Genomic DNA, 22,415 nt, shown 5'->3' on the forward strand with positions numbered 1-22,415 from the left:
TCGACCGGTCTCAGGCCCTGTTCGATCACTCGACGCACCAGCACCTGTCGACTGTGAACGGTGAGTCGCGCATTCTTATGCGTGTTCATCCGGGTCGCTCCTTAGGTCTGACGGATTTCTGCACCCATCAGCTTCAAGGACTGCGGCTCGGATGAACAATCTACTGAGAGGTCACATCTAGGGCCTGTTGATGTTCCGTGCGCGTCCGCGCCAAACGCGCCCTGAAATTGACGACGGGCGGCAAGACGAGGCGTCGCATGCGCCGTGCAGTCATTCTGCACCAGCGGGCTACAACGCTGGATTGCCGTCGTGTTCTTGATTTTGGGGCGCTTGTCCCTTCGGGTTGGGCTGCCCATGAAAAATCGACGATGGGCGCCCGGCGGCGTTGCGAGCCTTGATCGTGGCACGCCACGATCGACGACTCGCGCCTTGCCGGACACGATTTGTGGCGCCAACGCGGCGCTCGAACGAAACATCAACACGCCCTAAGCCAGGCCGGCGCGCCGCGTCGGCGTGCACCAATCCGGGCAGCCAAGGTGCGCGTCGTCGCATGGTGGCCTGATGGCAATCCGGACGCACGAAGCCGCCGGCCCGGTCCCCGGGTTTCAGTCGTGCGTCAGCGGCGTGCCGAGCAGACGTTCAAGGCGAGCGCGCTGGGCGGCGATGACATCGTGCACGCCGGTTTTCAGATCCGTGGCGGTGCGCATCGCCTCGAACCCTTCGGCGAGCAGCTCGTAGGTCCGTGCCAGCCCGAACGTGCGTGCCGGCGTCCGCGCCAGCTTGAAGCCCCAGTGTGCGGCTCGGTTGTCGGCATAGTCGGCCACCAGTTCGATGAGCTCTTCCAGCCACCGGATCTGCTGGGCCCGGTCTTCGTGACGCCCGACGCGGCGCATGGCGCGGACATAAGTGCGTGGCGTGAGCCGGCCGCCGTCGCCGGCCAGCAGTGCATCGACCATGTCGGCGTCCAGGCGCTCGGCTGCGGCCTGAAGCTCGATGGCGATCACGAGTGGCCGGTCGCGGTCGACAATATGCTGGATGGCGCCGGCGACCTTCTCGGGCCGCCCGGTCAGCTCCGACCAGTCGGCGTCGGCATAGAAGCGTTGAGTGAGAAAGACGAGCAGGGGCTCGCCGTCGTAGGCCGCGGCCCGCTCGGCATGAAACTGCGCGACCTGATCGGCCTGCCAGCGCCGCAATGCGGCGAAACAGGCATGAAAGGCCGGATCTTCGCGGGCCGCGATGCGATCCCGAATATCGCGCAGGTCGGCAAGCGCGGCGCCGAGGTGTCGGGCACTGTCCGTCATGGCGTGCGCTCCGAAGTGGTGAGTTCGCCGATCGCCGATTGCGTCAGGCTACCCAGATAGAGTCGGTCGGCGTAGGCGCTGACGCTCGTGATCGGGGCATAGGCATCTTCGCTTCGATCGACGAGATTGTCCTGTACCTGTCCGGCGCCGTCGATGGCGATGATGTGCCCGACGTGCCCCGGCCCGGGCTGGAGCCAGTGCGGCAGGCGGTATGTCAGTGTTCGGAGTGCCGGCTTGTCGGCGGCGAAATCGAGCAGCATGCTGCGCGGGGCGAACAGGGCAACCCAGTATCGGTCGGCGCCCGGCACGCTGCTGATGCCGTCGGGAAAACCGGGCAGGCCGTCGATGACGATATCGTTCCGGCCGGCCTTCGGGCCGCCTAGCCAGTAGCGGCGTATGCGGTAGGCCCCGGTTTCGGCAACGAGCAGATAACGGGCATCGTCGGACAGGGCCACGCCGTTGGCGAACTGCAGGCCGTCGAGGAGAACGCGTGTCGTGCGCGCGCTCGGATCGTAGGCAAGCAGGCGCCCCTTGCCGCCGTGCGCCATGATGGCCGCTGTGTAATCGTCCGGGCCCCATGGGCTGCTGGCATCGGTGAAATAGACGGTGCCGTCACGCGCGACAACGACATCGTTGGCGAAATGCAACGGGGTCCCGGCCGCGGCCTTGCTCAGTACGCGCAGACTGCCGTCGGCCTCGATCGCCAGCAGCCCGCGCCGGGCATCGGCCACGTAGAGGGCGGTTGCGGCGCTGCCGAACAGGGGCGCATCGGCCGGCTCGTCGGCTGCTCGGGACGCGTTGATCGCCGGGCCGAAGGCCAGTCCCATGGGGCGGCCGTTGGTGGTGGCGATGACCTGATCGTGGGCTGGTCGGCCTGCATCGTTGATGCTGATGCGATGGATCGTGCCGTCGTCGTAGCCGGCGTAGAGGGCGCCGTCCGGCCCGATGACCACGGTCTCCGGCCCGGTGCCGGCCTCGGCGGCCAGCCGGGTGATTGCTGGCATCGTCCGGGCGGGCGGATGCAGCGGTTGGACCGGTGGGGCCTGCCAGGCGATCGGATGGAAGGTTGTCGGCCAGAACAGACCGTACACCAGGCATGCCGCGATCAGAATGACCGCGGTCGACAACGCATATTTCATCGCGGACATCCTGCCTTAGCCGGTGTGCCGACTTTCGTGTAATGCTGTATGCATCATCGCACGTCCGACGACTTGTCATGTCCGAGCCTGCTGCCTCCGAGGCCCTCGATGCCCGACGCCGCGCCAGTCTGGCCCGTATCGAAAAACTTGCCTACTGGCTGGATGATGCGTTCCGGATTCCGATCATCGGCAAGCGGATCGGCCTGGATGGCATCATCGGTTTCCTGCCGTTTGCCGGCGATTTCGCCGGTCTGGCGATGTCGACGCTGATGATCGGCGAAGCGGTGCGTCTCGGCGCGCCGAAACGGTTGTGGCTGCGCATGGGCGCTAACGTCGGCATCGATTTCCTCGTCGGGCTGGTGCCCGTCGTCGGGGATCTGTTCGACATCTATTACAAGGCCAACCGTCGCAACCAGAAACTGCTGCAGCGTTGGCTGGCCCGAGTGACGGGCGAACCACCTGCCGGCACGGGGCCGGGCATGGCCACCATCGGTCTCTGTCTGGCGCTTGGCCTGGTGGTGACCATCGGCCTGTGGCGCGCGGTGTTCGGCGGATGACGACGCTGCGCGCGGTCGTTGATGCGGCGATTGCCGACCGGGCCACCGACCATCCGACGATACGGCTTATCGGCGGTCAGGCGGTCGCCCGTGGGCCCGGCCTGATCGCGCTGTGCCCGGACGAGGCCGCCGAATGCGGCCCGGCGACGGTGATCTCGGCCGGCATCCACGGTAACGAAACGGCCCCGCTGGAGCTGGTGCAGCGGCTGGCGGATGCGCTGGATGCCGGGACGCTGGCGGTAGGCGCCCCGGCCCTGCTCGTGATCGGTCATCCGGCGGCCATCGTGGCCGGTTGCCGGTATCTCGACACCAATCTCAATCGACTGTTCCGGCGGCAACGGAGCGTGTCCGTCAGCGCCGAGCACACGCGGGCAGAGCAGCTCATGGCCTGTGTCGATGCGTTCTGGGCCGAACAGCCGATGGATGCGGCCACGCTGCATCTGGATCTGCACACCGCGATTCGGGAAAGCCGCTATCCGCGGTTCGCCGTCGAGCCGGCTGGCGCGGTCGTCACCCCGAAAGCCGTCTGGGCAGCGCTGGCCGGCGCCGGCATGCAGGCTGTGCTGTCACAGACCGACGACAGCTGGACATTCTCGCACTACAGCCGGTTCTATCATCGACGGCCGGCCTTCACGCTCGAGCTCGGGCGTGTGGCAGCCTTCGGTGCCAACGATCTGGCCGCGCTGGCGCCGATGCAGGCCTGGCTGGCGGCCCGTATCGCCGGGGAATCGGCTGTTACGGCGGATGTGGCCGACATGGCTTTTTTCCGGGCTGGCGCCGAGTTGATTCGGGTGAGCGAGGACTTCGAGCTGGCCTTCGATGACGATGTCGCCAATTTCACCGCGTTCCCGCCCGGCGCGCTGCTTGCACGCGACGCCCGGGCCGGCCCGACTCATGTCTCGGCGACGCCGATCCATATCGTGTTTCCCAACGCCGATGTCGAGCTCGGGGCCCGGGCCGCGCTGCTGGCCGAGGCGGTATCGCCACCGGCCTGACCCGGCGGCATTGATGCCGCGACAACGGTAAGGCTGATATCCTTTCGCGTTCAGCTTGCTCGGGCCCGTCGCGACACACGCATGGCCAATACCGAAATCCCCCTGGTCGTACGCGACCTGCACAAGCAGTTCAACGACACGCCTGTCCTCGAGGGGTTGTCGCTGGAAGCGCACGAGGGCGACGTGATTACGCTCATCGGCGCCTCGGGGTCGGGCAAGTCGACATTTCTGCGCTGCATGAATCTGCTCGAGGTGCCCGATGCCGGTGAGGTGATCGTGCACGGCGAGCCGGTGGCCTTCCAGACACGGCGTGGCAAGCGCGAGCCGGCCGACTGGCGACAGGTCGAGCGGATTCGCGCGCGGCTGTCGATGGTCTTTCAGGGCTTCAATCTCTGGGCTCACATGACCCTCATCGGCAACGTGATCGAAGCGCCGAGACATGTGCTCGGGCTGTCGAAACGCGAGGCGCACGAGCGCGGTATGGCGTTGCTCGAACGCGTTGGGCTGGCCGATCGTGCCGGTTATTTTCCGGCACAGCTGTCCGGCGGGCAGCAGCAGCGCGGGGCGATCGCCCGGGCGCTGGCCATGGAGCCTGAAGTCCTGCTGTTCGACGAGCCGACCTCGGCGCTCGATCCCGAGCTGGTCGGTGACGTGCTCAAGGTCATGCGCGAACTCGCCGATGAAGGACGCACCATGGTCGTGGTCACCCATGAAATGGATTTCGCACGCGATGTCGCCTCGCAGGTGATGTATCTGCATGCCGGCCGTGTCGAGGAGGCTGGTCCGCCGAGCGAGGTGCTGGTCAATCCGGAATCGGCGCGTCTGCAGCAGTTTCTCGGGCCGCGTTTCTGACGCCGGTTCCCATGATGATCAATCTGCACGGTTACGGCCCTCGACTGCTTGACGGTGCGCTGCTCACTGCCGAGCTGGCGGTGCTGTCGCTCCTGCTGGCGCTGGTGATCGGACTGCTCGTGGCGACGGCCAAACTGACGCGTTCGGGCCCGCTGCGTGCGATGGGCACGCTCTATACCACCGTGATCCGCGGCGTCCCGGATCTGGTGATGATGATGCTGATGGTCTATGGCGGCCAGATCCTCATGAATATGGCCGTGGACCACGTCAACGCGCTGATCGGTACCAACGCCTTCATCGAGTTCAATCCGTTCGCCGCCGGCGTCGTCACGCTCGGCATCATCTACGGTGCCTATATGTCCGAGACGTTTCGCGGCGCTTTTCTCGCCGTGGATTCGGGCCAGATCGAAGCGGCACGGGCCTATGGCATGAGCGGCTGGCTGACGTTTCGGCGCGTGCGTTTCCCGTTGATGATGCGCCACGCCCTGCCAGGGCTGAACAACAACTGGATGGTTCTGCTGAAATCCACCGCGCTGGTCTCGATCATCGGTCTGTCCGACATGGTCCACGTCGCGGATCAGGCCACCAAGGCCACGCATCGGCCGTTTCTGTTCATGGTGCCGGTGGGTCTCGGCTATCTGGCGATGACCGCGATTTCCGAGCTGATCGTGCGCTATCTCAAACGCACCTTCGATGTCGGTTTCGACGGGAGGCAGGCCTGATGGAGCAATGGCTGGCCCATACACTGCCGTTCCTGTCGAACAACGATATATTCACGCCCGACACGCTCGCGCAATACTGGGGCGGGTTGGTTGTCACCGTGCAGCTGGTGTTTCTGTCGCTGCTGATGGGCATTGTGCTGGCGGTGCCGCTGGCCGTCGGGCGAGCGTCGCGCCAGGCCTGGATCAGCCGGTCGATCTGGTTCTACACCTATGTCTTTCGCGGCACGCCGCTGCTGATCCAGCTCTATGTCATCTACTACGCCTTCACCTACGTGCCCGGCGTCCGAGAGGCCGGGTTCGGGGCCTTCATCGATAATGCGACTTATCCGGCGCTCCTGTCGTTCACGCTCAACACCGCGGCCTACACGACCGAGATCTTCTACGGCGCCATACGGGCCACCCCGAGCGGTGAGCTGGAAGCGGCACGCGCCTACGGCATGTCCACGTTCACCGCGTACCGGCGTGTCGTCCTGCCGAGTGCGTTTCGTCGCGCGCTACCGGCCTACGGCAACGAAGTGATCTTCATGTTGCACGCCAGTGCCATCGCCTCGGCGGTCACGCTCACGGATCTGACCGGGGCGGCCTATTACGTCTATTCTCGCTTCTACTCGCCTTTCCCGGCCTTCATTTTCGTCGCCTGTGTCTACATGGTGTTGAGCTTTGCCATTCAGGGCACTTTCCGCCTGCTGGAAAAACGCATGCTGCGGCATCTGAAGCCGGCCTGAGCGGATCAGCGAGGGGGATCGTCGACAGGCCGGGGTTGCACGTTTTGTGCATGTTCACGAAGCCGAGCTCGTGTTCCAATCGACACGGTGTCTTTCGAAACGACTCGACGCGTCTCGGGCCGTATTCACCACGAGAGAATTGTTCTGCCATGAATAAACTGTTCACCGCTGTTTTCGTCGCCAGCACGCTCTTCGCGACGACCGGGGTCGCGATGGCGGCCAAGACGGTGCGTATCGCGACCAACGTGCCCTACAAGCCGATGGAGTACACCACGCCGGACGGCACGCTCACCGGTTTCGACATCGATCTGGGCAACGCGATCTGCAAACAGGCCGGTCTGAACTGCAAGTGGAGCCAGCAGTCGTGGAACGGGCTGATTCCCGGCCTGATGGCGCGCAAGTACGACGCGATCATGTCCTCGATGACGATCAACGAGGAGCGTCAGAAGGTTCTGCTGTTCTCGGACCCCTACATCGTGGTGCCGTCCGGTTTCTTCGTGCCGGCCGGTTCGAAGCTGACGAACCCGAACGCCGAGTCGCTCAAGGGCAAGCGGATCGGCGTGCAGCGCGGCACCGTCCAGGATCAGTACGTGACCGACAAGTACGGTGACGAAGCCACCATCAAGCGCTATGCCAATGCCGATGACGTGGCCGTGGACATGTCCGCCGGCCGGCTCGATATTGCGTTCCTGGATTTCCCCACCGGGCAGAGCACGCTGCTGGACCAGGGCGGCTACAAGAATGTGGGACCGGCGCTGACCAAACCACAGTCCTATTTCGGCACCGGGTTCGGCATCGCCTTCCGCAAGAACGAAAAGGATCTTGCTGCCAAGTTCAATCAGGCGCTCAAGACGCTCAAGCAGAACGGCACCTACGAAAAGATCCACGCGAAATACTTCGGTGACAATGGCGACGAGGCGCGCAAGAGCGCCGGCTAATTCATAGCCGCGGTCGCGCTGGGGCCTGTTGCGGTTTCGTGCGAGTCCGCGCCAAGCGCGCCCTGAAATTGACGATGGGCGGCAAGACGAGGCGTAGCCGGCGCCGCGCAGTTCATGCTGCACCCGCGGGCTACAACGCTGGATTGCCTCGTATTTTTGATTTCGGGGCGCTTGTCCCTTCGGGTTGGGCCGCAAATCACGCCCGGTGGCGTTGCGAGCCTTGCCGGACACGATTGGCAGTCTCCAACGCGGCGCTCGAACGAAACATCAACAGGCCCTGGGGTGATTGGTTGACGAGGCGCGACCGGGCGAGGCGCCTCCGCCGAATTCGTATACCATGACGTGAGCCGGCGCCCGGTCGGATTGCTGTTCCAATCACCCCAGAAGGCTGTCTCGTGAATCGTCGTCAGATGCTGCAATCCTCGGCGGCGATCGCCACGCTGTTTGCCCTGGGCCCGATCGCCTCGCGGGCCGATACAGCAACCGAGCCGATGGTCGCCCGGCTGGCCGCGCTGGAAAAAGCCAACGGCGGGCGTCTCGGCGTGGCAATCCTCGATACGGCTGCGGGTGGACATCGTTACGGGTACCGCGCCGATGAGCGCTTTCTCATGTGCAGCACATTCAAGCTGCTGCTCGTGGCGGCCGTGCTCCAGCGCGTGGATCGCGGGCTCGAGCGGCTCGATCGGCGGGTCGTTTTTGATCAGTCAGCGATTCTCGACTGGGCGCCGGTGACCGGTCTCAACGTCGGTGCGCCGGGCATGAATATCGCGGAACTCTGCGAAGCGGCCACCCTCATGAGCGACAACACGGCCGCGAATCTGTTGCTCGATACCCTTGGCGGCCCTGCCGGATTCACGGCGTTCGTGCGAACACTTGGTGACGAGCGCACGCGGCTCGATCATCGAGAACCGTTGAACAACCGTCAGGAGGGCGCGCAGGACACGACGACTCCGGCGGCCATGCTCGGCGCCATGCGCTCGGTGCTGCTGGGCGAGACACTGTCCGATGCGGCGCGTCAGCGTTTGCTGGGCTGGCTTCGCCTGAATCAGACCGGCGCACAAGCGCTGCGTGCCGGCTTGCCGGCGAACTGGTCGGTGGGAGACAAAACCGGTTCGGCTTCGAACGCGAACAACGACATCGCCATCGTCTGGCCGCCGGGCCGAAAGCCTTTGCTTGTCACGGCCTATTACGTGGCCGAGACACAGGACACATCGGCCCGCAAGCGCGTGCTTGCCGATGTCGGCCGGATCGTGGCATCGCTTTGAGCCGACAGCACTGATCGGCCGTCCGGTCACGCTGTCGACGTCTTGATCGCATCGCCATACGAACGCCCGCGCAGGGCCGTGTGGCGCAACATGAGCGAAAAGGTTGTGCCGTTTCTCTTTGGGCCGGCCTGGGTGGCACAAGCGTCGAGCCCGGTGTCACATCGTCTACATCGCCGGCATGGAGTTGGGACCGCTGATCTCGGTGGTACGGGCTTGCTAGGGCGTGTTGAGGTTTCGTGCGAGTCCGCGCCAAGTGCGCCTTGAAATTGGCGATGGGCGGCAAGACGAGGCATAGCACGCATAGCGTGTCATTCTGCGCCAGCGTGATAGAACGCTGTATTGCCGTCGTGTTTTTGATTTTGGGGGCACTTGTCCCGAAGGGTTGGGCCACAAATCCCGCCCTGCGGCGTTGCGAGCCTGGATCGTGGCACGCCCCGATACGGCGACTCGCGTCTTGCCGGACATACTGCGGTCTCTCGACGAAAAGGCGCTCGCACGAAACATCAACAGGCCCTGGGTGTGTAAACCCACCACATTGTTCACGGATAGCCACAATCGACTGATGGATGGTTTGTGCTTCAGGCTGGCATGGGGTCGATGCCAGTTATCGTCATGACGCCAATACGGCTGACGCCCCGGCACGGCGCCGCCGCGGATCACGCGCCGGACGGCACGACCGTACCCATGACCTGTACGAGGGCGGCGCGTTTGGATTCGGCCTCGATCTCGGCATAGAGAGCGAACGGGTCGATCACGGCCCGCCCGAGTGCCACTTCCAGTGTCTGCTGGCTGGCGGCGGCCGCCTGTGTGCTATCCGGCGCGTCGCCCAGGTTGGACTGGAAGATGCACGCCGCGCTGACGGGCAGGAAATCCTCGTAGACGATCGGATGCGCCACGATCACGCCCGAGGCGAGAAGGGCTTCCAGCGCGCTGTCGTCGTCGGTGGGCGAATCGGCGTTGATGGATGATTCGCCGACCGCTTCGTAGCGGAAATAGGCGAGCTCGCGTCGGCGCAGGGTTTCCAGATCGTCGGGAAACTCGGCGAAGATGCCGGCCAGGGCGGCCTGATAGTCGTCGTTGTTGTCGTGCTTGTAGGTCTTGGCAGCGGCGAGTAACCGGTCGTAAAGCGTGCGACCGTCCGGCGTCAGTGCTACGCCGCGTTGTTCGATCTCACCGAAACGTGCGGTGTGGTGGCCGATCGTATCGCCCGCGAAGCGGATGTCTTCCTCCAGCGCCTTGAAGCTCGTCTGGCGTAGCAGAATCGGCACTTCGCGCTGTGGGGGCCCCTCGATCACGGCCTTCGGGGTGATGCCGTAGTCGGGCATGGCGCTCTGGGCCGTATCGATATCCAGCGTGCGCGGTGTCAGATGATTGATATGGGGGCCGCGGAAGCAGACCACGTCGGCGATCAGGCGATGCTGGGCAGCCAGCCGGGTGTAGGTCGCATGGTCGACGGTGGCATTGTCGTGCCAGCGAAAGGTCTCCAGAGCCTCGGTGACGAAGGCTTGGGCTTCGGCCTCGTCGAAACCGCCGACGGTGTCGTGATGCGCGACCAGATCGCGCAGGCGGGATGTGAAGATGTCGCGTTCGGCCAGAATCGACTCGGCTTGCGCGCGCAGGCCGTCGTCGGTGATGAGGTCGAGTCGCAGCAGTGACGTGAATACCCGGAACGGGTTGATCGCCAGTGCCTCGGTCTCGGTCGGTCGGAACGCGGTGGCGTGGACAGGCACGCCGGCTGCGGCCAGGTCGTAATACCCGACCGGAGCCATGCCCATGATCGCGAACATGCGTGCGAGCATGTTGAGTTCGGCGGCGGTGCCCACCCGGATCGCCCCATGACGCTCGACCGACAACCGCTCCAGGTCGTCAGCGGCGGCCAGCTGATCGCGTAGCGCGGGGCGGGCCGCGAGCACGTCGTCGTTGACGGCAGCCACGAGCCGGGTGAGCGTTTCATACTGAGGCACTTCGGCCTGGTACATGGCCGACATGGCAGCGGCGAAACGGCTGCGTATCGTCGCGCATGAAACGAATTCGGAAGAGGCCATCTCAGGATCCGGCGAGTCGTTGGGGCACCCCTAGTCTGCCACGCTGCCCGTCCGACCGCCGAGACCGGCCACGAGCGCACCCCAGACTCTAGTCGGTCGGGCGCGGTCCGGTCGAGACATAGACATCGGAAATCTCGGCCTTGTGCTCGGGCTCGACGTGGATTGTGACGACGCAGTCGGCGATGTCGTCTTCCAGTGCCTGTTCCAGGCGATCGCAGATCTCGTGGGCCCGTTCGACCGGCATGTCGCCGGCCACCACCAGATGGAAGTCGATGAACGTGCGGCGGCCGGCATGTCGGGTGCGCAGGTCGTGGGCCTGGTAGGCCCCCTGGGCGTTGTCGAAGATGGTGTGGCGGATGCGCTCGAGCTCGTCTTCGGGAACGGCCTCGTCCATGAGGCCGCCGAGCGAGCTGCGCACGAGTTGCCAGCCGGACCAGAGGATGTTGAAGGCGACGATGGCAGCGATCGCCGGGTCGAGCCAGAGCCAGCCGGTCAGGCTGACGAGTACCACGCCCGCGAACACGCCGACGGAGGTGACGACATCGGCCAGCAGGTGGCGGCCGTCGGCACTGAGGGCCGGGGAGCGCACGCGTCGTCCCTGGCGGATGAGCACCGTCGCCCAAATGCCGTTGAGCACGCTGGCCAGGCCGTTGAGCATGAGTCCGGATACCGGGGCGCTCAGTGGCTGCAGGTCGAACAGGGTCAGCCAGGCATCGCGCAGGATGGCGATTGCCGCGACCACGATGAGTACGCCTTCCAGAACCGCAGAGAAATATTCAGCCTTGGTGTGGCCGTAGGGGTGGTTTTCGTCCGGTGGGATCGCGCTAACGCGCAGAGCCGCCACGGCTGCCCCGGCCGCCACGATGTTGATGATGCTCTCCAACGCATCCGAATACAGCGCCGCACTGCCGGTCAGCCAGTAAGCGAGATATTTCAGGGCAAAGACGGCAATGCCGACAATGACACTGCCCAGCGCGTAGCGGACGGTTGTGATCATCGCAGCTCGCGGGGCGGGACGGGATGCGGAGCATAGAGTCTCGCTCCGCAAATCGCAATTTTGAAATCGGGCCACGAATTCGCATCGCGGTGCCAGAAATTATGCGTGTTCTAAGTTTTGGATCATCGTCGCCGGACCACAATCCAGAACACGCCTGGAACGGGCGATGCGACGACTCATGCCAGCCATGAGCTCGCCACCCGCCCGGTCATGCCTCATCGCATCAAGGCGTATTGGCCGATACGCGTCGTGCGTCGCTGGTGGCCTTGGGGTTGTACGGCCCGAATGGCAGCCCGTTATTCGGGTTGCCGACCAGCTGTGCATTGGCCAGCGCCGAGACCTCTCGGGTGGTATCCCGCGTCGAGCCGGCCACCTGGGCCACGAGTGCGACCACCGCCTGGGCCAGCAGGCCACCCTGTCCGTTGTTCGAGCCCTGGACCAGTCTCTCGTGACCTTTCCAGATCACGGTGCCGCTTTGGGCATCGACGAGCTTGCTGGTCAGCTCGACTGTCGCAGCCGAGGACACCACGTGATATTTCTGGCCCCAGTCGTCGATCGTGGTATAAAGCGCCGCATCGGGGCGAAGATGGCATTGAGTCGAGCCAGGGGAACGGCCTGCATCTCGGCCGGATCCGACAGGCCGTTATCCTTCATGAAGGACTCGACCACGGCGACCGGGAAGACATAGTAGCCGTGTTCGGCCAGCGGCACGCGGATCGTCGACAGATAGACATACGGGGCGTTCACCGCCACGCTCTTGTTGAGTGGCGGCAGCACCAGGATCGACGTCGGCGGATGCTGTTGATAGGCCGAATAATCGTAGGGTTTCGTTGTCGCGCAGCCGGCCAGGAACAAAGCCGCAACCAGGAGCAGGCCGAGATATCGTTGTCGCGTGTTCATTGGGCGCCTGTCTTGAGTCGTGCCAGGGCCCGGTTCATGAATTCGCTGGATGACGGGTAGAGCTGCTTTTCGGCCGTGAATTGCTCGGCTGCCATTGCCGGCTTGCCGTCCAGATACGCCATATAACCCAGTTGGGCGTGTACGCCCGGTGCGATCTTCTGTCGTGCCGCGCGTGCCTTGTCAATGTGCTGGGAGAGCTGCGTGACCTGTTCGGCCGGCGTGGCTTCTCCGGGTTTGACGTACATCTTGTAAATCAGTGGCTGGTAATCGCCCCAGCTGTAGAGCGGTTGAGGCTGCGTCGCGCAACCACTGAGAACGAGCAGGCCGGCCCCCAGCACCAGGGCGCCGAGGCGTGTCGTGCCGCGCATCAGCGAGTCGCCTCTGGCGCGGGCGACCAGCTACCGTTTTCCATGGCGGTCGTCAGTTTCTCGACTGCTTGCTGGATGGCGAGATTGAGCACCTTGCCGTTTAAGGGAACCTCTGATCTATTCATCTACGGTCGCGCCGGTGTCTTTTGCGCGCGTCTGACAAGACGCCGCGAGCGCCGTTTGCTGAATGCAAATGAGCGAGCGGCAACGCCGCTCAGGCGCGCGCAAAAGCCCGGCCGCTAAGCGGTTTGGCCCAAAAGGCCGCGCTACGGCGTTGCATGGCTGGATCATGGAGTGGCTATGACGCGGCGCCATGCGCCTTGTATCGTGGCCTTTTGGGACTCAAACGCGACCGTGGATGAATAGATCAGAGGTTCCTAAGGCCGCGTCATAGCCCGACGCGCTGCCGAACCCGATCACCTGGCGATCGCTGAGTGCATATTCACCGGCGCCCTGCACCGAATAGATGACTTGCGATGTGACGACGTCGACGACGTTCAGATTGACCTTGGCATAGGCGGTCTGACGTTTGCCAGCGCCCAGGGTGCCGAACAATTGGGTGTCGCCGGTCGTCTTGCGGCCGAAGTCGGTGACGTCGCCGGTGATGGCCACCCGGGCGCCCTGCAGTGCCTGATTCACGCCGCGCAGTTTGGCCTCGCGAGCGATCTCGGCCATGTTGTTGCGCTCGACGACGTTGAACCGATTGGTCTGTTGCAGATCGGTTTCGAGAATCGTGGCGGCCTGACTGCCCAGGCGGTCGACGCCGTCACTGAACAGCCCGCGACCATACCCCGAGCGGTTGTCGAAATTGCTGACCACGACGGTGTAGCGCGTGCCGTGATACGGCGTGGCGGCCTGACTGACCGTCTCCGGCGTGATGGCACGATGCGACTCGGTGGCGCATCCGGCCGCACCGAGCACGAGCGCGCCCATCAGCGCGGCACGAAACGCTGTGCCCGCGTGACATAAAACATTCATGGAACCCCTGGGGCGTGTTGAGGTTTCGTTCGAGTCCGCGCCAAGCGCTGTTTTGTGGCAATTCAGTGTTCTAGCACGCTGGCGCAGCATGACACGTCATGCGCGCTATGCCTCGTCTTTCCGCTCATCGTCAATTTCAGGGCGCACTTGGCGCGGACTCGCACGAAACATCAACAAGACCTAGCGTCGACGTTGGCGTCTCCGCGACAGCGGATCAAGCCGTGTGGGCATCGACCGGCATCCCGACGGCCACGGGAAGCGTTGGTGCCAGCGCCAGTGTCGGTAGCCGCGTTGCCTGATAGGCATGATAGAGATCGGCCTTGAGATGCCCCTCGTCGGGATGGGGCGCGAGTTCGGCGTCGAGTTCCTGGTGCCAACTGCCGCGGGTGGTGTCGATGAAGACATCCCGTACGTGATCCCAGACACGCCGATACCAGGCTTCGTAGGCCGGCTCGCCGGTCCGCTGGGCGAGGGCCGCCGCGGCCGCGAGCGTTTCCGCGGCGACCCAGTGACGTCGACGTCCGGCGCAGGGCAGGCCCTGCCAGTCGACGGTATAGAGCATGCCGGGATGACCGTCGGTATGCCAGCCGACGGTCACGGACTTGTGGAACAGCGCCTGGGCATCCTCGAGCAGCCAGGGCGGGGCGTCGTGGCCGTCGTGTCTCAGCCCGGCCTCGAGATTGAGCAGCAGGCGGGCCCACTCGCAGCCATGGCCCGGCGTGGCGCCGTATGGATAGAAACCGTCCTCGGGCGCCTCGGCGTTACAGTCGCGCCATTCCCGCCAGTCGCCGTGGAAATGCTCGACGACGAGATAATCGTTGGCGGCTGCGTGGCGATGAATGAGGCGTTCGGCAATGGCCAGCGCGCGTTCGCGCCAGCTGTTGTCCGCGAGCACATCGGCCAGTTCCAGGCACAGCTCGACCGCATGCATGTTGCTGTTGGCGCCGCGATAGTCGGCCCGCTGGGACCAGTCGCGGTTGTAGGATTCGCAGTAGGCCTGCGACTCCGGCGACCAGAAATGCTTTTCCAGTACCGCGAGCGCGGCAGCGAGCAGCTGGCGAGCGCCGGGGATTTCGGCCTGGCTGGCCGAGGCGGCCCCCAGGGCCACGAAGACCTGGATATAGCACTGCTTGGACGCATCGAAATCGGCGCTATCGCCGGGCGCGCGCTGATACCAGCCGCCGTGCTCGTCGTCGCGCAGCACCGTCTCCAGTGCCCGGATGCCATGGGCGGCCAGCGAGGCGGCCCCGGGGAGCCCCTCGATCGCCGCCAGGGCATAGACATGCGTATGCCGTGCGGTGACCAGCGTGTCGGCAAGGGCGCCCTCGGCCAGCGCGCCGTTGACGTCCAGCGGTGCAAAGCCGCCGTCCGGCAGGCGCGAGGCCCGATAGAATTCCAGCAGACGCAGCCCTTCCTGCTGCAGCCAGAGACGATGCATCGGGCGCATCGTCCAGGACGTGGGGTATTCGCCGTCCACGGATTGAGAGGAATCGATCACGGCCACGGCCTGTCCTTTGCTTGGAAATGTTGTAGCGGGGAGACTACCGGTCTCGCTCAACCGTTGACGACAATACCGCCATTCGGATGCAGCGTCTGCCCGCTCATGAACGAGGCATCCGCCGAGGCCAGAAAGACGAAGCAGGGGCCCAACTCGCTTGGCTGGCCGCAACGGCCCATCGGCGTCTCCGACCCGAAACCATCCAGCCACTGCGGATCGTGTGCGCCGAGCGTGGCCGGTTGCAACGGTGTCCAGACCGGGCCCGGTGCCACGGCGTTGACACGGATGCCGCGCCCGACCACCTGATTCGACAGGCTGCGCGTGAAGCTGATGATCGCGCCCTTGGTGGCCGTGTAATCGACCAGAAAATCGGGCCCGATATAGGCGTTGACGGAGGCCACATTGATGATCGAATCACCGGCGTTCATGTGCGGTAGCGCGGCCTTGGCCAGATAGAACTGGCTGTGCATGTTGGTTTCGAACGTCTCGCGCCATTGGTCGTCGGGCAGCGCGGTCAGATCAGTACGCACCCACTGGGTGCCGGCATTGTTGACCAGCACATTCAGCGCGCCCAGTGCCTCGATCGTTTTCGTCACCGTGGCGCGACAGGTCTCGGCATCGGCCAGATCGCCCGGGATGAGATGACACCGGCCACCTTCAGCCTCGACCAGGCGCTTCGTCTCGTTGGCGTCCTCGGTCTCGGACAGATAGGCCACGGCCACGTCAGCGCCTTCGCGGGCGAAATGGATCGCCACCGAGCGGCCGATGCCGGAGTCACCGCCGGTCACCAGGGCCACCTTGCCTTCGAGTTTGCCCGCCCCGCGATAGCCATCGCGGATCATCTCGGCGGCCGGTGTCATCGCGGCTTCGCTGCCGGGCAGTTCCTGGGACTGGGCGGGAATCTTGGGGAAATCGGTCATCGGGCATATTCCGTATAAGACTTTCGTCTTACTCTGTGCCCGGCCGGTGCGTGGCGCCAATCGGTAGGACTACGTAGCAGAGCCTATCGGCATGACTTTTTGGAACCATTCCGAGCGCGCGTCGCGGCGGCCGGCGATTGATTTCCTTTGCCGCTCGTAACATAGCAGGCGCTGGGCGACCCGCAGTTGCCGATCGATCCACCGATCGCGAGTCGATGGGGCGTGCAGCCGAACACGCCCAAAGATCATCAGCGCCGTCAGTGCTTTTCATTATTATTGAAAAATCGCGCATGGCACGCGTCGTACGCTTGCTTTAGTGAGTGCCCATTCGACCGGAATGGTCTTATATGGTTTCATGCTGCATCGACTAGGTGCCTCGGGGCTCGGTGAGCTTGCGCAGCCGATGTACGACGGTTTGCATAGCGACCTGAATGACCGAGATTTACGGTACAGAGTCAGGGCCTGTTAACACGTCCCGCGTGTGCCGCGCCGGCGCTCATTTTTTGCAAGACAAGGCATCGGGCGCGTACGGCCGTCATTCTGGCGTCGCGAACGACAACGCCGGATTGCAGAAAGATGACTGCCGTCCCGTCGGGTTGCGCGTAAAAAACCGGCCACGTGCGAAGTGTTAATAGGCCCTAGGCTGTTGAGGTTTCGTGCGAGCGCCTTTTCGTCAAGAGACCGTAGTGTGTCCGGCAAGGCGCGAGTCGCCGTATCGTGGCGTGCCACGATCAAGGTTCGCAACACCGCCGGGCGCCCATCGTCGATTTTTCATGGACGGCCTAACCCGAAGAGACAAGTGCCCCAAAATCAAGAACACGACGGCAATCCAGCGTTGTAGCCCGCTGGTGCAGCAGAGCTGCACGGCGCGCACGACGCCTCGTCTTGCCGCCCATCGTCAATTTCAGGGCGCGCTTGGCGCGGACTCGCACGAAACCTCAACACGTCCTAGCGGAAGGCACATGCGGGACCTGCAAGTATTCGACGGTCATCCGCTTGAAAAGTCCTGTCTGTCGAGCCAGTCGGTGCGAAGCTCGGGAATCGAGGCGATGAGCTGACGGGTATAGGCATGCTGCGGGGCATCGATGGTCGTGGGACAGGCCCCGTACTCCACGCATCGGCCTGCGCGCAGCACCATCAGGTCGTCACAAACACGTCGTACCGTGGAAATGTCGTGGCTGATAAATAAATAGGCGACGCCGAGCTCGCGCCGCAGGTCGTTGAGTAGATTCAGGATGGCTTCACTGACTACGGTATCGAGTGCCGAGGTGACTTCGTCGCAGATGATGAGGCTGGGCTCGGCCGCAAGGGCGCGAGCCAGGTTCACGCGTTGTTTCTGTCCACCGGACAATGCGCCCGGCCGAACCGAGAGCACGCGTGAGGGCAGGTGGACGAGATCCAGTAACTCCCGTACGCGGGCGTGCCGCTCGTCTCGGGTGTAGTCGAAATAGCGTTGCAATGGCCGCTCCAGGATTCGGCGTACGCTATGCGCGGCGTTAAGCGCGTTATCGGCGCTCTGGAATACCATCTGGATGTCACGAAACTGTTGTTGGTCACGTCCGCTCAGCGCATAAGGCAGCTCGCGTCTTTTGAATGAAACGCCGCCGTTGTGCGGCGGGACCAGTCCGGCAATCGCATGGGCCATCGTTGACTTGCCCGAGCCCGATTCGCCGATGACCCCAAGTGCTCGGCCGGTATTCAATTGAAGCGACAGGTTTTCGAGCACTGTGTGTGCCGGACGGCCGTCCTCGCCGAGCGGACCGTAGCCGACATGCAGATGGTCGATGCGAAGCAATTCCTCGCCGTGGGACGCACTATCCGTCGTATCCCGATCGGCCGGTTTGTCGGTCGTGGGCCGCGCTGCTTCCATCAGCCGGCGCGTATAGTCGTCGGCCGGCGCATGGATGATCTGGTCGACTGTAGCCAGCTCGCAGACGCGTCCCTGATTGAGTACGAGCACATGATCGGCCACTTGCGCGACCACGGCGAGGTCGTGAGAGACATACACCGCCGTTGCGCCGCGCTCGCGCACGACACGCTTGAAGGTTTGCAGCACTTCGATCTGGGTCGTGACATCCAGGGCCGTGGTGGGCTCGTCCAGAATGATCAGCGCGGGATCGCTGATGAGGGCCATCGCTGCCATGGCGCGCTGGAGCTGACCGCCCGATACTTCGTGCGGATAACGATCGCCGATATGTTCTGGATCGGGCAGCATGAGCTCGGCGAATAGGGCCCGAGCCTTGTCGCGTGCCTTGCTGCGGGACATCTGGCCGTGTATGACGACTCCTTCGATGACCTGCGCCATCAGCGTCTTTGCCGGATTGAACGCTGCAGTCGCACTTTGCGCGATATACGCGATCCGGTCGCCGCGCAGACCGCGAAGCGTGCGTTCGGATGCCTCCAGAACCGAGATTTCGCCGAGCATGATACGGCCGTCGGCAAGACGGCAGCCGCGTCTGGCATGGCCCATGAGCGCGAGAGCGATCGTGCTCTTGCCCGAGCCTGTCTCACCGATCAGTGCCAGCACCTCGCCAGCGGGCAGCGAGAACGTGATGTCATCTACGATCGGGGTTTCCGGCGCGCCGCGGTACGGCCGGGCCACGACCCGAAGGCCGGAGACTGTCAGTGATTCGCCGAAACGGGAAGCGGATATGGACTCAGTCATCGTGTTTGCTCGATAGGGCGTCGATGAGCAGATTGGCACCTACGGTCAGCGTGCCGATGCCGATTGCTGGGGCGAGCACGGCGAGCGATCCCTGATTCAGGCCACTGATGTTCTCGCGTACCATCGAGCCCAGGTCGGCAATCGGCGGTTGGATACCCAGACCCAGAAAACTCAGCGCGCTGAGCAACAGCACGATGAAGACAAAGCGCATGCCCATGTCGGTGAGCACCGGGCCAAAGATATTCGGCAAGAGTTCCACCAATGCGATATGCACGCGGCTTTCGCCGCGACAGCGGGCGATCGCCACGTATTCCATGGCGGCCTGGTTCATTGCCAGGCTGCGTGCAATCCGATAGGCGCCCGGCGCATAGGTCGCGACGGCCGCCACGATCAGCAGCGGAATGGACGAACCGAACACGGCCACGATCAGCAAAGCCATCATCTTGCTCGGAATTGAGATCAACGCGTCCATAATCTGGCTGATACCGATATCGACAAAGCGTGGGACGAGGGCTGCCGTGAGTCCGAACGTCGCGCCGATGGCCGATGACAACACGGCGGCAGCCAAGGCCATGGCCACGGTATAGCGTGTCGCGATCAGCATACGGCTGAGCACGTCACGGCCCAGGTGGTCGGTGCCCAGTGGAAATGCCAGGCTTGGACTAGCGAACACCTGGTTGGAAACCATGGCGCCCATGCCGTGCGGGGCGAGCCAAGCGCCGAATACGGCAATGAACAACCAGAAACCGAACAGCGACAAGCCGACCCAGAGCTTGGCCGGCGTATGCGCCAGGCGAGAGCGCCATGGCGGGAACGCCGGGGCATCGGATGCCCGGCTGGAAGACGCATTGTTTGTGCTCATCGGGTTCTCAGCTTGGGATTGGCGAGCAGCGCTGCCAGTTCGGCGAGCAGGATCAACAACAGATAGAACGCACAGAACAGCATGGCGCAGGCCTGTACCAGGGGCAGATCCTGGTTGGAAACAGCGTCCACCATCAGGCTGGCGAGGCCGGGATAATTGAATATCGTCTCCACGATCACGATGCCGCCCATCAGATACGACAGGCTCAGCGCGATGGCGTTGGCGATCGGGCCGATGGCGTTGGGCAGGGCATGGACCAGGACACAGCGCACCGGGCCTATCCCCTTGAGCCGTGCCATCTCGATATAAGCGCTGTCGAGTTCGTTGATCAGCGCGATACGCGTCATGCGCGCCATCTGGGCGACGAGAACCGTGCACAATGTGGCGACGGGCATGGCATAAACGCGCAGAAAATCCCCAACCCCGTGGATGCTGGAGATATACGACAGGGCTGGCAGCCAACCGAGATGTACGGCAAACAGCAGGATCAGAAGAATCGCGACCAGAAAATCGGGTATCGCTACCATGGCCAGCGTGACCACGTTGAGTGCGCTATCGGCCAGGCGACCACGATACATGGCCGAGATCATGCCGATGCCCAGCGCCAGTGGGACCGAGACGAGCGTCGTGATGCCGGCCAACAGCAACGAGGCCGGCAAGCGCTGGGCGATCAGCGTGGATACCGGCATGTCGTTGCTGGCCGAGACGCCCAGATGGCCGGTCATCAGTCCGCCCAACCAGTGCAGATAGCGCAGCGGCGCGGGCTGGTCGAGCCCGAGTTTGGCGCGTAGCGCGGCCACCTGGTCGGGCGTGGCGAACTGGCCCAGGACCAGCTTGGCCGTATCGCCCGGCAACAATGATGTAATGGCGAAGATGACCAGCGAGACCAGAATCAGCGTGATCAGTGCCGACCCCAGTTGGCGGCCGATCAGTCGCAGTACCGGGCTATGCACGGTTGCAGCCTGGGCCGGGGTGGTGTGTGCAGGCACACTTCATCCCTTCCACCACACATATTCGGCAAAGCGGTGGGCAAGCATGCCGCCGAGCGGGATTTTGTGATCCATGCCGCCTAGCTTGTGGCTGTAACCGGTCAGATCGGTGATGAACAATGGGATGCCGATGCCGCTGGAATTGTGAATCATCTGTTGCATATCGGCATACATTTGTTTGCGCTTGGCCTTGTCCGGCTCCTGGCGTGCGGCCACCACCAACTGGTCGAACTTGGGGTCATGCCAGTGCGATTCGTTCCACGGCGCCCCTGAGGTGAAGAATTGGCTGAACAGAATATTGGCGGTCGGGCGCGGGTTGATGTTGCCGAAGGTCACCGGTTTCTTGGCCCAGTCATTGGACCAGTAGCCTTCGGCCGGAGCCCGCTTGACCTGAACTTTCAGATCGGCCTGGGCCGCCGACTGCTGGAGCAGGGTGGCCATTTCGACTGACCCGTTGGCGGCCTCCGACGCTATGATCTGAAGCTTGGCACCGGCCACGCCGGCTTTCTTGAAAAGCGATCGGGCGCGATCGGGGTCGAACGGTCTCTGGGGCAGGCCGGCGAAGTAATAGGGGTTGGTCGGTGGCAGCGGCTGGTCGTTGGCGATTTCGGCGTAACCGCTATAGATGATGTTTTTCATCCGCTTGCGGTCGAGCAGATATTTCATCCCCTCGACAAACGCGGGCCGGGCGCCCGGCTGAAGATCCAGGCGCATGATCAGGTCGGTATAGTTGCCCGAGTTCACGGCTGAAAGACGGGTATTCGGCGCGCTCTGAAGACGTTTCGCGGCGTGTGGGTCGACGTCGTTGATCATCTGGACGCCGCCGGACAGCAACGCATTGATGCGCGACGACTTGTCGCCGATACCGACCATTTCTATGGCATCCAGGTATGGCTTGCCGGATTTCCAGTAATCGGGATTGCGTTGGGCGACCGAACGCACGCCCGGCTGGAAATCCTTGCATTTGAACGGACCGGTTCCGATGCCCTTGGAAAAATCGGTCGTGCCGGCCGGCACGATCAACATGTGTGAGATGGCCGTGATCGACGGGAAATCGACGTTCGGCGAGACCAATGTGACCGTGACTTCGTGATCGCCCGAGGCCTTGACGTCGGCGATCTGATCGGCGAGCGGCTTGATCTTGGATTCCGTCTCCGGATTTTTCTGACGCATTATCGAGAACACCACGTCCTCGGGCGCGAAAGCCTTGCCGTTGTGAAAAGTCACGCCGCGGCGCAACTTGAATACCCAGTGCTTGCCTCCGTCCGGGCTGTGAAACGATTCGGCCAATGCCGGCTGGGGGGCCAGATGCTCGTCGTACGCGGTCAAGCCGTTGTAGAACATGAAATCGCGACAGTAATCGATCGCGGTGGCGCCCCTGGCCGGGTCCAGCGTGTCCTGGGTGGAGCTCGAGGACACGGCCACACGGATATGGCCGCCGTGCTTCGGGGTGTTTTCGGCGGCGCGTGCCTTGGGGCCGAGCAACAGACTCGAGCCACCGGCCGCAAAGAAGCCGGCCGCGGCCAGCGCCTTGAGTGTTTCGCGACGGCTGGTACCGCGGGTCAACAAATCGTCGAGCCGATCGTCGCTGGCGTTGCTCGTGGCATGGGAATGGAAGTCGTCATCCGTCATGTACTTGCCCTCGGTTGAATGCCATAACATCGTCCGGTGTCCTGCGGACTCGGGACGGTCCGGCTGC

The 22,415-nt window shown here is 63.7% G+C and carries 20 protein-coding genes and 2 pseudogenes; 7 read left to right on the forward strand and 15 right to left on the reverse strand.

Annotated elements, in window-relative coordinates:
• The 3 genes from D3260_RS17940 to D3260_RS13730 form a co-directional block, all read right to left on the reverse strand.
• A partial coding sequence (locus D3260_RS17940; protein WP_147418170.1) for a leucine zipper domain-containing protein occupies positions 1-89 on the reverse strand: 89 nt, incomplete at its 3' end.
• A 516-nt stretch (positions 90-605) separates the two neighbouring features.
• On the reverse strand, positions 606-1,301 hold the full coding sequence (locus D3260_RS13725) for a hypothetical protein (protein WP_120099185.1): 696 nt from the start codon (positions 1,299-1,301) through the stop codon (positions 606-608).
• On the reverse strand, positions 1,298-2,440 hold the full coding sequence (locus D3260_RS13730; protein WP_120099249.1) for an SMP-30/gluconolactonase/LRE family protein: 1,143 nt from the start codon (positions 2,438-2,440) through the stop codon (positions 1,298-1,300). Before D3260_RS13730 ends, D3260_RS13725 begins: the two co-directional genes overlap by 4 nt.
• Before the next feature lie 77 nt (positions 2,441-2,517).
• Here D3260_RS13730 and D3260_RS13735 point away from each other — a divergent pair, with 77 nt between their 5' ends.
• The 7 genes from D3260_RS13735 to bla all read left to right on the forward strand — a co-directional run bounded on the left by D3260_RS13735 (position 2,518) and on the right by bla (position 8,494).
• A complete protein-coding gene (locus D3260_RS13735) occupies positions 2,518-2,997 on the forward strand; it encodes a DUF4112 domain-containing protein (RefSeq protein WP_199671513.1) in 480 nt (159 codons plus the stop codon).
• Positions 2,994-3,992, forward strand: a complete 999-nt coding sequence (locus D3260_RS13740) for a succinylglutamate desuccinylase (RefSeq protein WP_120099187.1) — start codon at positions 2,994-2,996, stop codon at positions 3,990-3,992. The genes D3260_RS13735 and D3260_RS13740 overlap by 4 nt, the downstream gene beginning before the upstream one ends.
• 81 nt (positions 3,993-4,073) lie before the next feature.
• Positions 4,074-4,844 (forward strand): ABC transporter ATP-binding protein, encoded by a 771-nt coding sequence (locus D3260_RS13745; protein ID WP_120099188.1) that lies wholly within the window; start codon positions 4,074-4,076, stop codon positions 4,842-4,844.
• 14 nt (positions 4,845-4,858) lie between these two features.
• Positions 4,859-5,566 (forward strand): ABC transporter permease, encoded by a 708-nt coding sequence (locus D3260_RS13750; RefSeq protein WP_120099250.1) that lies wholly within the window; start codon positions 4,859-4,861, stop codon positions 5,564-5,566.
• On the forward strand, positions 5,566-6,291 hold the full coding sequence (locus D3260_RS13755) for an ABC transporter permease (protein WP_120099189.1): 726 nt from the start codon (positions 5,566-5,568) through the stop codon (positions 6,289-6,291). The genes D3260_RS13750 and D3260_RS13755 overlap by 1 nt, the downstream gene beginning before the upstream one ends.
• Positions 6,292-6,440: 149 nt before the next feature.
• Positions 6,441-7,229: a transporter substrate-binding domain-containing protein gene (locus D3260_RS13760; RefSeq protein WP_120099190.1), complete on the forward strand. Its 789-nt coding sequence runs from the start codon at positions 6,441-6,443 to the stop codon at positions 7,227-7,229.
• Positions 7,230-7,624: 395 nt separating this feature from the next.
• Positions 7,625-8,494, forward strand: a complete 870-nt coding sequence (bla, locus tag D3260_RS13765) for a class A beta-lactamase (protein ID WP_199671514.1) — start codon at positions 7,625-7,627, stop codon at positions 8,492-8,494.
• Positions 8,495-9,010: 516 nt separating this feature from the next.
• On the opposite strand, the pseudogene D3260_RS13770 reads toward bla, so the two are convergent.
• The 12 genes and pseudogenes from D3260_RS13770 to D3260_RS13825 form a co-directional block, all read right to left on the reverse strand.
• Positions 9,011-9,115 (reverse strand): annotated as a pseudogene (locus D3260_RS13770) (IS481 family transposase); the annotation flags it as partial.
• A gap of 35 nt (positions 9,116-9,150) precedes the next feature.
• A complete protein-coding gene (locus D3260_RS13775) occupies positions 9,151-10,539 on the reverse strand; it encodes a VOC family protein (protein ID WP_120099192.1) in 1,389 nt (462 codons plus the stop codon).
• An 88-nt stretch (positions 10,540-10,627) separates the two neighbouring features.
• Entirely contained in the window at positions 10,628-11,536 is a 909-nt protein-coding gene (locus D3260_RS13780; RefSeq protein WP_120099193.1) for a cation diffusion facilitator family transporter, read from the reverse strand.
• A 223-nt stretch (positions 11,537-11,759) separates the two neighbouring features.
• Positions 11,760-12,436: pseudogene (locus D3260_RS13785) on the reverse strand (DUF799 domain-containing protein).
• Positions 12,433-12,804 carry a DUF4810 domain-containing protein gene (locus tag D3260_RS13790; RefSeq protein ID WP_120099194.1) on the reverse strand — a complete coding sequence of 124 codons (372 nt, stop codon included), beginning with the start codon at positions 12,802-12,804 and terminating at the stop codon, positions 12,433-12,435. The pseudogene D3260_RS13785 and the gene D3260_RS13790 overlap by 4 nt, the downstream one beginning before the upstream one ends.
• A gap of 342 nt (positions 12,805-13,146) precedes the next feature.
• Positions 13,147-13,782 carry a CsgG/HfaB family protein gene (locus tag D3260_RS13795; RefSeq protein ID WP_199671515.1) on the reverse strand — a complete coding sequence of 212 codons (636 nt, stop codon included), beginning with the start codon at positions 13,780-13,782 and terminating at the stop codon, positions 13,147-13,149.
• 214 nt (positions 13,783-13,996) lie between these two features.
• Entirely contained in the window at positions 13,997-15,229 is a 1,233-nt protein-coding gene (locus tag D3260_RS13800) for an AGE family epimerase/isomerase (RefSeq protein WP_120099251.1), read from the reverse strand.
• A gap of 107 nt (positions 15,230-15,336) precedes the next feature.
• Positions 15,337-16,200 (reverse strand): SDR family oxidoreductase, encoded by an 864-nt coding sequence (locus D3260_RS13805; RefSeq protein WP_120099196.1) that lies wholly within the window; start codon positions 16,198-16,200, stop codon positions 15,337-15,339.
• Positions 16,201-17,188: 988 nt separating this feature from the next.
• The gene (locus tag D3260_RS13810) at positions 17,189-18,865 is read right to left on the reverse strand and encodes an ABC transporter ATP-binding protein (protein WP_120099197.1); all 1,677 of its coding nucleotides are present in this window, start codon (positions 18,863-18,865) and stop codon (positions 17,189-17,191) included.
• On the reverse strand, positions 18,858-19,727 hold the full coding sequence (locus D3260_RS13815; protein WP_120099198.1) for an ABC transporter permease: 870 nt from the start codon (positions 19,725-19,727) through the stop codon (positions 18,858-18,860). Before D3260_RS13815 ends, D3260_RS13810 begins: the two co-directional genes overlap by 8 nt.
• Positions 19,724-20,680: an ABC transporter permease gene (locus D3260_RS13820; protein ID WP_120099252.1), complete on the reverse strand. Its 957-nt coding sequence runs from the start codon at positions 20,678-20,680 to the stop codon at positions 19,724-19,726. The genes D3260_RS13815 and D3260_RS13820 overlap by 4 nt, the downstream gene beginning before the upstream one ends.
• 39 nt (positions 20,681-20,719) lie before the next feature.
• A complete protein-coding gene (locus tag D3260_RS13825) occupies positions 20,720-22,348 on the reverse strand; it encodes an ABC transporter substrate-binding protein (RefSeq protein WP_120099199.1) in 1,629 nt (542 codons plus the stop codon).
• Between the last annotated feature and the right edge of the window lie 67 nt (positions 22,349-22,415).

This window comes from Salinisphaera sp. Q1T1-3, assembly GCF_003602005.1.
Taxonomy (GTDB): domain Bacteria; phylum Pseudomonadota; class Gammaproteobacteria; order Nevskiales; family Salinisphaeraceae; genus Salinisphaera.